This is a genomic window from Corynebacterium pilosum DSM 20521 = CIP 103422, assembly GCF_000373805.1.
GTDB classification, from domain to species: Bacteria; Actinomycetota; Actinomycetes; order Mycobacteriales; family Mycobacteriaceae; genus Corynebacterium; species Corynebacterium pilosum.
This window is the reverse complement of the sequence record NZ_KB892438.1, coordinates 144,891-157,370: the sequence shown is the minus strand read 5'-3', so window position 1 is coordinate 157,370 and position 12,480 is coordinate 144,891. Positions and strand designations below refer to the sequence as shown.

At 61.5% G+C, this 12,480-nt stretch carries 11 protein-coding genes; all 11 read left to right on the top strand.

The window, feature by feature from the left end:
- Positions 1-22: 22 nt before the first annotated feature.
- The 11 genes from B097_RS0100700 to B097_RS0100650 all read left to right on the top strand — a co-directional run bounded on the left by B097_RS0100700 (position 23) and on the right by B097_RS0100650 (position 12,347).
- Positions 23-1,585: a UDP-N-acetylmuramoyl-tripeptide--D-alanyl-D-alanine ligase gene (locus B097_RS0100700; protein WP_018580612.1), complete on the top strand. Its 1,563-nt coding sequence runs from the start codon at positions 23-25 to the stop codon at positions 1,583-1,585.
- Positions 1,586-1,591: 6 nt separating this feature from the next.
- The gene (gene mraY / locus B097_RS0100695; RefSeq protein ID WP_018580611.1) at positions 1,592-2,698 is read left to right on the top strand and encodes a phospho-N-acetylmuramoyl-pentapeptide-transferase; all 1,107 of its coding nucleotides are present in this window, start codon (positions 1,592-1,594) and stop codon (positions 2,696-2,698) included.
- Positions 2,699-4,120: a UDP-N-acetylmuramoyl-L-alanine--D-glutamate ligase gene (gene murD / locus B097_RS0100690; RefSeq protein WP_018580610.1), complete on the top strand. Its 1,422-nt coding sequence runs from the start codon at positions 2,699-2,701 to the stop codon at positions 4,118-4,120. It abuts the gene before it with no gap.
- 2 nt (positions 4,121-4,122) lie between these two features.
- Positions 4,123-5,586, top strand: a complete 1,464-nt coding sequence (locus tag B097_RS0100685; protein WP_018580609.1) for an FtsW/RodA/SpoVE family cell cycle protein — start codon at positions 4,123-4,125, stop codon at positions 5,584-5,586.
- A gap of 19 nt (positions 5,587-5,605) precedes the next feature.
- On the top strand, positions 5,606-6,679 hold the full coding sequence (gene murG / locus B097_RS0100680) for an undecaprenyldiphospho-muramoylpentapeptide beta-N-acetylglucosaminyltransferase (RefSeq protein WP_026254201.1): 1,074 nt from the start codon (positions 5,606-5,608) through the stop codon (positions 6,677-6,679).
- Between the two features lie 83 nt (positions 6,680-6,762).
- Positions 6,763-8,184: a UDP-N-acetylmuramate--L-alanine ligase gene (gene murC, locus B097_RS0100675; protein ID WP_218564398.1), complete on the top strand. Its 1,422-nt coding sequence runs from the start codon at positions 6,763-6,765 to the stop codon at positions 8,182-8,184.
- Between the two features lie 10 nt (positions 8,185-8,194).
- Positions 8,195-8,884, top strand: coding sequence for a cell division protein FtsQ/DivIB (locus B097_RS0100670; protein ID WP_048402799.1), 690 nt, complete (start codon positions 8,195-8,197; stop codon positions 8,882-8,884).
- 169 nt (positions 8,885-9,053) lie between these two features.
- Positions 9,054-10,292: a cell division protein FtsZ gene (gene ftsZ, locus B097_RS0100665; RefSeq protein WP_018580605.1), complete on the top strand. Its 1,239-nt coding sequence runs from the start codon at positions 9,054-9,056 to the stop codon at positions 10,290-10,292.
- Positions 10,293-10,340: 48 nt separating this feature from the next.
- Complete coding sequence (gene pgeF / locus B097_RS0100660) at positions 10,341-11,072, top strand: peptidoglycan editing factor PgeF (protein ID WP_018580604.1); 732 nt, start codon at positions 10,341-10,343, stop codon at positions 11,070-11,072.
- Positions 11,073-11,795, top strand: a complete 723-nt coding sequence (locus B097_RS0100655; RefSeq protein WP_018580603.1) for a YggS family pyridoxal phosphate-dependent enzyme — start codon at positions 11,073-11,075, stop codon at positions 11,793-11,795.
- Between the two features lie 72 nt (positions 11,796-11,867).
- A complete protein-coding gene (locus B097_RS0100650) occupies positions 11,868-12,347 on the top strand; it encodes a cell division protein SepF (RefSeq protein ID WP_018580602.1) in 480 nt (159 codons plus the stop codon).
- Positions 12,348-12,480: the final 133 nt, after the last annotated feature.

The following is a 12,480-nucleotide window of genomic DNA, read 5'->3' as shown; positions in this document are numbered from 1 at the left end:
CACGAAAGAAAGGTAGCTGGGAATGATTCCACTTAGCCTGAACCAGATCGCCAAGATCACCGATGGTCGCGTTGCTGATGCCTCAGAGGGCAAAGCCGCAGGACGCGAAGACGCATCTCTGGTCACCGGGTTCGTGGAGTTCGATTCGCGAAAGGTGACCGCGGGTGGCCTGTTCGTGGCGTTGCCAGGGGCACACGTGGATGGCCATGATTTCGCCCACACCGCGATCGAGAAGGGTGCCGCCGGTGTGCTCGCTGCACGCGAAGTAGGTGTGCCCGCCGTCGTCGTCCCGCCCGTTGAGCGCCGCGCAGACGACAATTCCGACCTTGCTGCTAATGATCCCGACGGTTCGGCCGCGGCAGTCGTCGAAGGGATGAGTAAGCTTGCGCGCCACGTCGCCCACGAGCTGGTGGACAACGGAACGCTGACAATCACAGGCGTGACCGGTTCCGCCGGCAAGACGTCGACGAAAGATCTGATCGCCGCGGTGCTCTCCCAGGCGGGTGAGACCGTTGCCCCTCCAGGCTCCTTCAACAATGAGATCGGCCACCCCTACACGGTGTTGCGCTGTTCGGAGCGCACCAATTTCCTCGTCGCAGAAATGTCCGCACGCGGCATTGGGCACATTGCGCACTTAGCGACGATCGCCCCGCCACGCATTGGGGTGGTCCTCAACGTCGGCACCGCCCACCTTGGGGAGTTCGGTTCCCGCGAAAATATCGCCCAGGCCAAAGGCGAACTGGTGGAGGCTCTGCCCGCAGCCGCCGAAGGTGGCGTGGCGGTCTTGAACGCCGACGACCCCTTCGTCGCTGCGATGGCATCGCGCACCACAGCCCGTGTTGTGCGGTATTCGGCGGCAACGCCCGCCGTGGCAGACGCCGAATACTATGCCACCAATATTGAACTTGATGACGTGGCACGCGCCTCCTTTGACATGCACACGCCGGGCAATCCGCCGCAGCGCGTCTGCCTCGGGGTGTTCGGCATGCACCAAGTGTCCAACGCGCTGGCTGCCGCTGCAGTAGGAATTGAATGCGGTATGGATGCAGTAGATGTGGCCGCGGCGTTGTCGTCGGCACGCTCTGCCTCTGCTAACCGCATGGACCTGCAAACGCGCGCGGACGGCGTGACCATCATTAACGATGCGTACAACGCTAATCCGGAATCCATGCGGGCCGGCATCGCCGCCCTCGGGTTTACGGCTGCGGCGCGCCCGGGCGCTCGTTCGATCGCTGTGTTGGGCGAGATGGGCGAGCTAGGAAATGACTCTGTTGGGGAGCATAAGGCGCTTGCCGACGAGCTGGCGCGCTACCGGGTTACTGACCTAGTGGCGGTGGGTGACAACCCCGCGACACAGGCCCTGGCGAGCGCTGCTGCAGGTCAAGGAGTGCGCGTGAAGTTGGTGCGCGATGTGGATGAAGCAACCGCGGCCGTCAAAGGTATCATTTCCACGGCGCCGCCAGGTGAAGCGAACTGGCACGCACGTGAAGACAAAGACGTTATTTTGGTCAAAGCCTCCAACGCGTTGGGGCTTTGGCGAGTGGCGGAAACGCTACTGGAGAATGAGATAAGGAACTCGAGGTAGGCCATCGTGACACAGATTATTATCGCGGGGATTGTCAGCTTCCTGGTGGCCATTTTCACCACCCCTGTACTGATCAAAATGTTTTCCCGCCAGGGGATGGGCCAAGAAATCCGTGAGGACGGGCCGAAGTCCCATGCGCATAAGCGCGGCACGCCCACCATGGGTGGTATTGCGATCTTGTTGGCGATTACCGTTGCCTACCTGGTGGCGGGAGCGTGGTCCATGGCTACTGGCCGGGGTGGATACACCGCGTCCGGTTGGTTGGTGCTGGGACTTACGCTGGCGCTTGGGGCAGTGGGCTTTGCCGACGATTTCATCAAGCTCTACATGGGGCGCAACCTTGGACTGAACAAGACGGCCAAGCTGGTGTCCCAGCTCGTCATCGCGATCGCTTTCGGTCTGCTGGTTTTGCAGTTCCCGAATGCCGAAGGAATCACCCCGGGTTCGACCATGCTGTCCTTCACCCGTGATATCGATACCGTTGACCTTGCTGTTGGTGGCGGAATCATCGGCACGATCTGCTTCCTAATCTTCATGTACATTTTGATCGCTGCGTGGTCGAACGCGGTGAATCTGACCGACGGCCTCGACGGGCTGGCAGCGGGCAGCACCACCTTGGTGATGGGCGCTTACACCCTGATTACGTGGTGGCAGTTCCGCAACTCGTGTGCCGTTGCCGCCGAACCTGGCTGCTATAACGTGCGCGACCCGCTGGACCTTGCAGTGCTGGCTGCCGCCGGCATGGGCGCGTGCGCAGGCTTCCTGTGGTGGAATGCTTCCCCAGCGAAAATCTTCATGGGCGATACCGGCTCCCTGGCACTCGGTGGTCTTGTAGCAGGCCTGTCCGTGGCTAGCCACACCCACCTGCTGATGGTCATCATCGGTGCGCTGTTCGTGATTGAGGCCGCGTCCGTGGTGATCCAGGTGATCTCCTTCCGGTCTACCGGCAAGCGCGTGTTCCGCATGGCTCCTTTCCACCACCACTTTGAGGCGGGCGGTTGGGCCGAAACCACGGTCGTTATTCGTTTCTGGTTGATTGCAGGCATCGCCGCAGGCTTGGGTATTTCGATCTTCTACGCCGAATGGCTCACTAGCTCAGGAGTTGGTTTGTAAATGTCTGTTGTGCGTCCAGACTTTCTTAACGGCCGAGTACTCGTCGCGGGTGCCGGCGTGTCCGGTCTGGGTGCAGCGCGCCTGCTGCGCGGACTTGAAGTGGACACCGTCGTCGCCGACGACAATGACATAAACCGCCAGAACATCACCACTGTCACAGGCGCGAACGCGGTGACGGTGGCCGAAGCGATGGTGCGTCTCGACGAATATAGCCTGGTGGTCACGTCCCCGGGTTGGCGCCCTGACTCCCCGCTGCTCGTCGCCGCTGCTGAGGCAGGTATTGATGTGATCGGTGATGTGGAGTTGTGCTTCCGCCTCGACCGCGCCGAGGTCTTCGGTCCACCGCGGACGTGGCTGGTGGTGACAGGCACCAATGGCAAAACGACGACGACGGGCATGCTCGCCGCCATGATGAGCCACGCCGGCCAACACACCGGTTTGCGGGCGACAGCGTGCGGCAATATCGGAGTCGCCGTTGCCGATGCGCTCACCGACTCAGAGCGCGTTGATATTTTGGTGGCGGAGCTCTCGAGCTTCCAGCTGCACTGGTCCGAACATCTCATCCCGGACGGCGGAGTTTTACTTAATCTTGCCGATGACCATATTGATTGGCACGGCTCTTTCGACGCGTACGCCACCGCAAAAGCCAAGGTGCTCCAAGCACCGGTAGCAGTGGCGAGGCTTGACGACGAGCGTGTCCAAGCTTTTGCCGAACGCACGGGACGTGATGACATCATCGGTTTCACTCTGGACCAACCAGAGGACAACCAGTATGGAGTCTCCAACGGCTACCTCGTGGAGGCCTGGCAGGGCGCCCAGACCCGGCTTGCACCTGCGACTGGCATTGAACCTGCTGGCGCGGCCGGACTCTACGATGCCCTCGCCGCAGCTGCCATGGCCCGCAGCTATGGGGCCACCGCCGAGGACGTGGCAGAAGCCCTAAGAAATTTCCAGGTAGATGGTCACCGCGGTGCTACCGTGCACCGCGCCGGCGGTGTCAGCTGGATCGACAATTCGAAAGCCACCAACCCACACGCGGCGCACTCTGCACTCGACGGTGCGGGAACCGTCGTCTGGATCGCCGGAGGGCAACTCAAAGGCGCGTCCGTTGAGGATTTGATCGCGGCCCACGCCGATCAGTTCCGCGCCGTCGCGGTGCTGGGCGTCGACCGCGACCAGATCGCCCAAGCGGTGCAGAAAGTTGCCCCCGAGGTTCCAGTTTTTGTCACCGATTCGACCGACCCAGAACAAGCCATGAATGACGTGGTGAAATTCGCCGCCGAGCACGCACACGCCGGCGACAGCGTCATGCTTGCCCCTGCGGCAGCAAGTCTTGATATGTACACCGGCATGGCACAACGCGGCGACATGTTCGCCGCAGCCGCTCGCACGCACGCCGTCATTCCGCAGGAGAGGGGATAGCCGTGACTACCACCCGCGAACATTCAACCCGACCGACCCCACGCCGTTCCAAGCCCGGCCAACTGATTGACCGCGCCTCTGAATGGATGTCGAGCCAACCCCTGATCGATTACAAGATGATCCGCACCATCGTGCTGGTCCTTGCCGGCTTGGGTGTGGTGATGGTGATGAGCTCCTCGATGACCTGGTCGGTCGTCGACGATGAAACCGTGTGGGCGCAACCAGTCAAGCAGGCAGTGATGGTTGTTGTCGGCCTGATCGTGTTTTATATCGCGCTTCGTATTTCGCCCGACCGGGTGCGGCGCTGGTCGCCCTGGCTGATGTTGCTTTCTGTCATCCTGCTCATCCTGGTGCTTACCCCACTGGGTACGGGCCGTGAGTCGGTTGGCTCGCAGTCCTGGATTGCGCTACCTGGTTTCCAGCTGCAGCCTTCCGAATTCGCGAAGGTCACCATCGCTATTTGGGGTGCCAGCCTTTTGGCGAACAAGGATCCCCGCACAGAAAACTGGAAGAACAGTTTTGTTCCCTTCGGCGTCGTAGCAGCAATCTGTGCCGGACTGATTGTCTTGCAGGGTGACGTGGGCATGGCGGTGTCCTTTGCCATCGTCGTCGGTTTCGTCCTGATCTTCGCTGGCATTAACTGGCTCTGGGTCGGTGTCGTGGCCGCATTCGGCGCAGTACTCATGCTCTTGGTCCTGCTCGCGGGCGGGTTTCGATCCAACCGCTTCCACGTCTTCTTCGACGCGCTATTTGGGCGTTTCGACGACACCCAGGGCACAGCGTTCCAGTCCTACCAGGGCTTTCTTTCGCTTGCCGACGGCTCCCTCTTCGGTGTGGGGCTCGGCCAATCACGCGCGAAATGGTTCTACCTCCCAGAAGCCAAAAATGACTTCATCTTCGCCGTCATCGGTGAGGAACTCGGCCTGTGGGGCGGCGCCCTTGTGATCCTCTTGTTCTTAGGTCTGGGCTTCTTCGGCCTGCGCGCCGCACGTCGGGCAAGCAACCAGTACCAGGCGCTGCTCGCGGCAAGCCTGACTGCAGGTGTGGTCTCTCAGGCGTTCATCAATATCGGCTACGTGGTGGGACTTCTGCCAGTTACAGGTATTCAGCTGCCGATGATTTCCGCCGGCGGCACCTCAGCCGTGATTACCCTGGGCTCCATGGGACTACTCGCCTCGGTGGCTCGCCATGAGCCACCCGCTGTCTCCGCAATGCAGAACCACGGGCGTCCGGTGTTTGATCGCATCTTCGGTATTCCGGAACCCGCGGCGCCAGGACAGCGCACGGACGCTACAGAGGAGCCACGCCGCAGCTCCCGTTCTCAGTATGGCCGGCCGGTCACGGCTCGTCGTCGTGAAGCACCCGCTCGCGCACGCACGGCCGCGCCGGAACGGGCACGCCGGGCACGAGGCGCAACCAGCGTCGATAAGCGTGTTGCTCCGGAGCACCCGCGTGGTCGTCGATAATAAAGGAATGAATACAACCATGGGAACAACTCCTACAGTCGTGTTGGCCGGCGGCGGAACCGCCGGGCATATTGAACCCGCGCTGGCTGTCGGCGAGGTGCTTCGCGACGAGCACGGCGCCACCGTTGTTGCGCTGGGAACGCCGAAAGGGCTGGAATCGTCGATTATTCCGGCGCGTGGTTTTGACCTGCGTCTGATTGATCCGGTGCCGGTGCCACGAAAGCAGCCGTTGAAGCTGCTTGGGCTGCCGTGGAAGGTTGCAAAGTCTGTGGGCCAGGCCAGGAAGGTGCTCAAGAAGACTGGTGCGACTATCGTTTTCGGCACTGGCGGTTATGTGGCAGCTTCAGCGTACCTGGCGGCGGCATCGCTGCGCCTGCCGTTTTTCGTGCTGGAGACGAATGCTCTTGCCGGAATGGCGAACAAGCTGGGCGTGCGCCTCGGTGGCATTGGCTTTAACGCGGTCGAAGGTTCGGGGATGGATGGCGAAGTCATCGGGATCCCCGTGCGCCCAACCGTGGGTGCCGATGAGGACGGGGAGAAAGCCCGCCGCGGCCACGCCACGTGGAACCTGGACCCAGAGAAGAAGACGGTCCTTGTCACTGGCGGTTCGCAGGGTGCGGTGAGCCTGAACAACGCGATGGTGGACGCCGTACCCGCGCTGGTGGGCGCCGGCTACCAGGTGCTCCACGCCTACGGGCAGAAAAACGATGCTCCGACCGCCCATGACAACTATGTGGCGGTGCCTTATATCAAGGACATGGCGGCTGCACTGGCGGTCGCGGACATCGTGGTGTGTCGTTCTGGTGCCATGACGGTGGCGGAGAACTCGGCGGCGGGCCTGCCTGCGATTTATGTTCCTTTGCCACACGGCAATGGTGAACAGGGGCTGAATTCGGCGCACCTGGTTGAGGCTGGGGCGGCGCGCACAATCCGCGATGAAGACTTGGAGGGTACAGCGCTTGCCGACGAAGTCATCGCCATCCTGGACAACCCGACTACTTATGAGACGATGCGTTCGGCACTGCGCGACAGCGGCGCCGGCGATGTGGCTGGTACTTTAGCTGAGAAGCTTATTGCAGCTGCCAAACACTAGATAGGAGACTTACTGCCGTGACCCAAGTTCAAGAGGCAATCGATCTGTCCCGCGTCCACTTGATCGGGATTGGCGGATCCGGCATGTCGGGTGTGGCACGAATTTTGCTTGACCGCGGCAGCGTTGTTACCGGTTCCGACGTGAAAGATTCTCGTCCCGTCCGCGCGCTGTCCACTCAGGGCGCGACGATCGCCGTTGGGCATGCTGCCGAAAACTTGGAGTTGGCGGGTGACCTTCCCACCGTGGTGGTGACCAGCTTCGCCGCGATTCCGAAAGACAACCCAGAGTTGGTTCGCGCGGTGGAGGAGAATATCCCGGTGATTCGCCGCTCTGACCTGCTGGCGGAGCTGATGCAGGGCTACACGCAAGTTCTGTTCGCGGGTACGCACGGCAAGACGTCCACGACGTCGATGGCGGTCGTGGCATTGCAGGCGGCGGGGGAGAACCCCTCCTTCGCCATTGGCGGGCAGCTTAATCGCGCTGGGACGAATGCCCACCACGGCACCGGCGACGCGTTCGTCGCAGAAGCCGACGAGTCTGATGCCTCGCTGCTGCGCTACCAGCCGGACGTTGCGGTGATCACCAATATTGAGCCTGATCACCTTGATTACTTCGGTACGAGGGAAGCCTACTTCCAGGTCTTTGATGAGTTCGCTGATCGCGTCACCCCCAATGGCCATCTTGTGGTCTGTCTTGACGACGACCACGCCGCCGCCTGCGGCAAGCGCGCCTTGGACCGTGATATCGCGGTGCTGGGCTACGGCACCCGCGAGGCCGTGGAGGCGCATCCGGAGATCACACCAGGTGTCATCGTCGAAGACGAAGTAGTCACGGGTGGCTCCACCAAGGTCACTGTCACCCTTGATGCTGGTGAGAGCGGCCAGGTTGAGCTGGAATATTCCTTAGCTATTCCGGGGCGCCACATGGTGCTGAATTCTGCTGCTGCGTTGTTGGCCGGCACCCTGGCTGGCGCCGATCCGCTGCGCCTGGCGAAGGGCTTGAGCGAGTTTACGGGCGTGCGCCGCCGCTTTGAGTACCACGGAGAGGTCATGGGCGGGCCTTTCGTCGGCACGCGCGTGTACGACGACTATGCGCACCACCCCACGGAGGTCAACGCTGTCCTGACCGCTGCCCGCGAGAAAGTGGAGGCGGAGGGCAAGGGCGCTCGAGTCGTCGTCTGCTTCCAGCCGCATCTGTATTCGCGGACCCAGGAGTTTGCCTTCGAGTTCGCGGAGGCGCTTTCGCTTGCCGATGCCGCCGTGGTGCTGGACATTTTCGGCGCCCGCGAAGCACCGGTGGAGGGAGTGGACTCGCGCATCATCACCGAGCGGATGACCAATGAGGTTGTCTACGAAAAGAACTTCTCCGCGGCCCCGGACACGGTGAAGGAACTGACCAAGGCGGGAGATATCGTCTTGACCATGGGTGCTGGTTCGGTCACAATGCTTGCCAGCGAGATCCTCACGGCCTTGTCTGAAACCGCCGAGTCTGAAGTTACCGAGTAGGGCGGGAAGAATGTCTACTGCCTTGAACACTGAGGAAGGGCCGAACCGGAAACCATTATGGATTGGGTTGGCCACCGTGGTGATCGTCGCGGTCATCGCAGCCGTCGTTGTCCTGGCCACCCCGGTTTTTTCGGTGCGTGATTACAACGTGGAGGGCAATTCCCACACCGCGCCCGAGCAGGTCGTCGAGGCTGCAGGCGTACCTGAGGGGACAAACTTGGCGCGTGCCGACGTCGGATCCGCCGCCCAGGGCGTGGCCGGTTTGCCGTGGGTAAAGTCGGTGACTGTGACGCGTGGCTGGCCCTCTTCTCTCAATATCAGCATCACCGAGCACCAGGCCGTCGCCTATGTCGAGGAAGACGATGGGACGCACCTGATCAACGCGGACGGTGCTGAATTCGCGATCGATCAGGCACCGCCGGAGGCACTAAAGATCGTCGGCGATGCGCGTGACGACGAGGCCGCACGGAAAAACGCGGTGGATATTGCGGCATCCATTCCCGAAGAACTGCGTCTAGAAGTCGAAGCGATCAACGCGAAGGATCCGTACAACTTCGAGCTGGAGCTCAATGATGGCCGTCTGGTGGTGTGGGGCGCTGCGGAACACAACCACGATAAGTCGCTTGCTCTGGACACTGTCTTGAAGCGCGAAGGCCAGCGCTTTGATATTTCTAACCCGAGCCAGGTGGCGGTGAGCTAGCGTGAAAGGGTCGGCATAACCCCAGACTATAACCCTAAAGTAAAGGTTGAGGGTGCCGACACGCCGCGAAAATCAACCACCTTTTCGGCCTGATTTAACCCATGATGGATAGCAAGCACTTGAAGCGAACATATTCCTCCCATGATTAATTGAAAGGCGAGCCTCACCTATGACCTCTCCTAACAACTACCTCGCCATGATCCGCGTCGTCGGTGTCGGCGGCGGTGGCGTCAACGCGGTTAACCGCATGATCGAAGAAGGCCTGAAGGGCGTCGAATTCGTCGCCATCAACACGGATAGTCAGGCGCTGCTGTTTACCGATGCAGACACAAAGCTCGACATCGGCCGTGAAGCGACCCGTGGTCTTGGCGCAGGCGCGAACCCTGAGGTGGGTCGCACCTCCGCGGAAGACCACAAGAGCGAGATCGAAGAGTCCCTCAAGGGCTCTGACATGGTCTTCGTCACGGCCGGCGAGGGCGGCGGCACCGGCACCGGCGCTGCCCCGGTTGTTGCCGGCATCGCCAAGAAGATGGGCGCGCTGACGATCGGCGTTGTCACCCGCCCGTTCTCCTTCGAAGGCAAGCGTCGCACCCGCCAGGCACTCGAGGGCATCGAGCGCCTCAAGGAAGTCTGCGACACCGTCATCGTCATCCCGAACGACCGCCTGCTGCAGCTTGCCGACGGCGACCTGTCCATGATGGAAGCGTTCCGCGCAGCCGACGAAGTGCTCTACAACGGTGTGCAGGGTATTACCAACCTGATCACCATCCCGGGCATGATTAACGTTGACTTCGCCGACGTGCGTTCCGTCATGGCCGATGCGGGTTCCGCACTGATGGGTGTCGGTTCCGCCAACGGCGACGACCGCGTCATGGACGCCACCCTGCAGGCCATCAACTCCCCACTTCTGGAATCCTCCATGGAGGGCGCGAAGGGCGTGCTGATCTCCGTGGCTGGTGGCTCGGACCTTGGCCTGATGGAAGTCAACAACGCGGCGTCCGTGGTGGAGGAGAAGGCAGACGACGATGCCAACATCATCTTCGGCACCATCATCGACGACAACCTGGGCGACGAGGTCCGCGTGACCATCATCGCCACCGGCTTCGACGAGAAGGCCAACGCTCTGCCACAGGATTCGGAGCAGCCACAGGAACAGCAGGTAGAGCAAGCACCTGTGTCTGAGGAAGCCACCCCGGCGCCCGCTGCCCGTGGCTCCTTGTTCGAGGACCGTGAGCGTGACGACGAGCGCAGCGAAGATAGCTACGCCGCCCGTCACCGCTACGAACCACAACGATCTGAACCGCAGCGTTCGGAGCCTCGCCGCACCGGACTGTTTACCTCCAGCGATGATCGTCGTGACAACCGCGACGACGATGATGACCTGGATGTGCCAAGTTTCATGCGCTAGGTTCTGCGCTTCGTCGCGCCCCAACGCGACTGCGCTAACCTATGGAGTATGTCGCAGCTAGAAGATCGCCCCGTCCGCTTCGTGTTTACGTCACGAGCTGGCGGGGTTTCGCAATCCCCCTATGACTCTTTCAACCTGGGCGGCCACGTTGGTGACCGCCCCGAAGACGTCGCTCAGAACCGAGCCCGCCTGGCGGAGATTATCGGTGTTGACGCGGGCACTTTCGTGTGGATGGAACAACTCCATACCAATAACGTGGCCTTCGTCGATAAGCCACAATCGGCACCCGTGGAGGCCACCGATGCCGTGGTGACCACCACGCCGGGTCTTGCCTTGGGTGTGTTGGTCGCAGACTGCGTTCCGGTGCTGCTCGCCGACCACACCAATGGGGTGATTGCGGCGGCGCATGCAGGACGGATGGGCGCGCGCAACGGAATCATTCCGGCTACGGTGAAAGAGATGCTGGCCCGCGGCGCGCAGCCGCAGTCGATCCAGGTCCTGCTCGGGCCCGCGGCTGCAGGAGAATCCTATGAGGTGCCAGAAGAGATGGCGGCGGATGTGGAGAAGCATCTGCCGGGCTCACGCACGAAAACGAAAAAGGGCACCCCGGGCCTTGACGTTCGTGCGGGTTTGGTGCGCCAGCTGATGAGCCTGGGGATCACCAATATTGATGCGGATCCTCGCGACACGATTACAGACGAGGCCTTTTTCTCCTACCGCCGCGAGGGAACAACCGGGCGACAAGCGGGCATTGTCTGGTTGACAGGAAAGGATGCATAAATGAGCCGTCGTGAAGAACTAGAGCACAACCTTAATCAGGTGCGCGAACAGATCTGGGCCGCCGAGAGCGCCGCGGGCCGTGAGAAGGGATCTGTGTCGCTGCTGCCGGTATCCAAGTTCCATTCCGTGGAGGATATCCGGATCTTAGGTGAGCTCGGTGTCACCCTAGTCGGGGAAAACCGTGAGCAAGAGGCCCGCGGGAAGGCCGAGGAACTGGCGGGGCAGTCGTCGACAAGCGATATTGCCATCGCAATGATCGGCCAAATCCAAACGAAGAAGGCCAACGCTGTGGCGCGTTGGGCGGCCGAGGTGCACTCCGTTGACACGCCGCGGCTGGCGGCGGGGCTGGATCGGGGAGTGGGGCTGGCGATCGAACGCGGTGATCGTCCGGAAGGCCAGCTGCCGTGCCTGGTGCAGGTATCGATGGATAACGATCCCACCCGCGGTGGTGTTGCCCTGGAAGATGTGGATGCTCTCGCGGCCCAGGTCGAAGAAGCCGAGAACCTAACCTTCGGGGGAATCATGGTGGTGCCACCACTGGAATCCGACGCGGAGGCGGTGTTTACGCAGGCCCGCGAGCAGGCTGATCGCCTCGGGGAGCACGTGGGGCGCAGGCTTGTGTTGTCCGCTGGAATGAGTGGAGATTTTGAGCTGGCGATCGCGTGCGGAACGGATATCGTGCGTGTCGGAACCGCGGTGTTTGGCCAAAGGCCCTTAGGGTAAATACACAAGAAGAACACCAGTGTCATTTGTTGAACCCGCCAGGTCAGCACATCAGAATGAGGAGTACAACACATGTCTTTTGTGAAGAACGCCAAGGAATTTTTCGGCTTCGCGCCGTACACCCCGGAAGAGGACGCCTACTACGACGAGCCACGCTACGGCGATGACGGCTCCTCCGCGTACGCGCCGGCACCAGCACCAGAGCGCACCTACTCTTATGATCGCCCAGAGCGTGTGGAGCGCATCTCCACCCGCGAGCCACGCTCCTATACGCCAGCGACCGTCGTCGTGACGCCTCGTTCCTACAACGATGCGAAGGATATCGGCGAGCCATTTCGCGACGGCGATGCCGTAGTTATGGATCTGACTGAATTGGACCGCAAGTCTGTCACCCGCATGATCGACTTCGCTGCAGGTCTGTGCTTTGGTCTGCGCGGCCAGATGCACAACTTGGCTAAGTATGCCGACACCGACCGCTACGTCTTCGCGATCGTGCCGGAGAACGCACAGATTTCCACCAGCGAGCTCGAGCGAGCAGCGGATCTCCGCTAGCGTTTGGGCGTGTGACCTGGCGGTCGCGCGAGAAACACCCCTCCGTAGTTGGGCTTTGTCCGGGCTTTCCGACGAAGGCCCACGCGGCTGGGGTGTTAGTCGTTTAGTGAGGAAATAGGTAGGGTAGATCACC

Excerpts from the sequence above, each read along its gene's own strand:
- B097_RS0100700 (WP_018580612.1), top strand. The coding sequence starts at position 23 with ATGATTCCACTTAGCCTGAACCAGATCGCCAAGATCACCGATGGTCGC.
- murD (WP_018580610.1), top strand. The coding sequence starts at position 2,699 with ATGTCTGTTGTGCGTCCAGACTTTCTTAACGGCCGAGTACTCGTCGCG.
- murG (WP_026254201.1), top strand. The coding sequence starts at position 5,606 with ATGGGAACAACTCCTACAGTCGTGTTGGCCGGCGGCGGAACCGCCGGG.
- murC (WP_218564398.1), top strand. The coding sequence starts at position 6,763 with ATGTCGGGTGTGGCACGAATTTTGCTTGACCGCGGCAGCGTTGTTACC.
- B097_RS0100670 (WP_048402799.1), top strand. The coding sequence starts at position 8,195 with ATGTCTACTGCCTTGAACACTGAGGAAGGGCCGAACCGGAAACCATTA.
- ftsZ (WP_018580605.1), top strand. The coding sequence starts at position 9,054 with ATGACCTCTCCTAACAACTACCTCGCCATGATCCGCGTCGTCGGTGTC.
- pgeF (WP_018580604.1), top strand. The coding sequence starts at position 10,341 with ATGTCGCAGCTAGAAGATCGCCCCGTCCGCTTCGTGTTTACGTCACGA.
- B097_RS0100655 (WP_018580603.1), top strand. The coding sequence starts at position 11,073 with ATGAGCCGTCGTGAAGAACTAGAGCACAACCTTAATCAGGTGCGCGAA.
- B097_RS0100650 (WP_018580602.1), top strand. The coding sequence starts at position 11,868 with ATGTCTTTTGTGAAGAACGCCAAGGAATTTTTCGGCTTCGCGCCGTAC.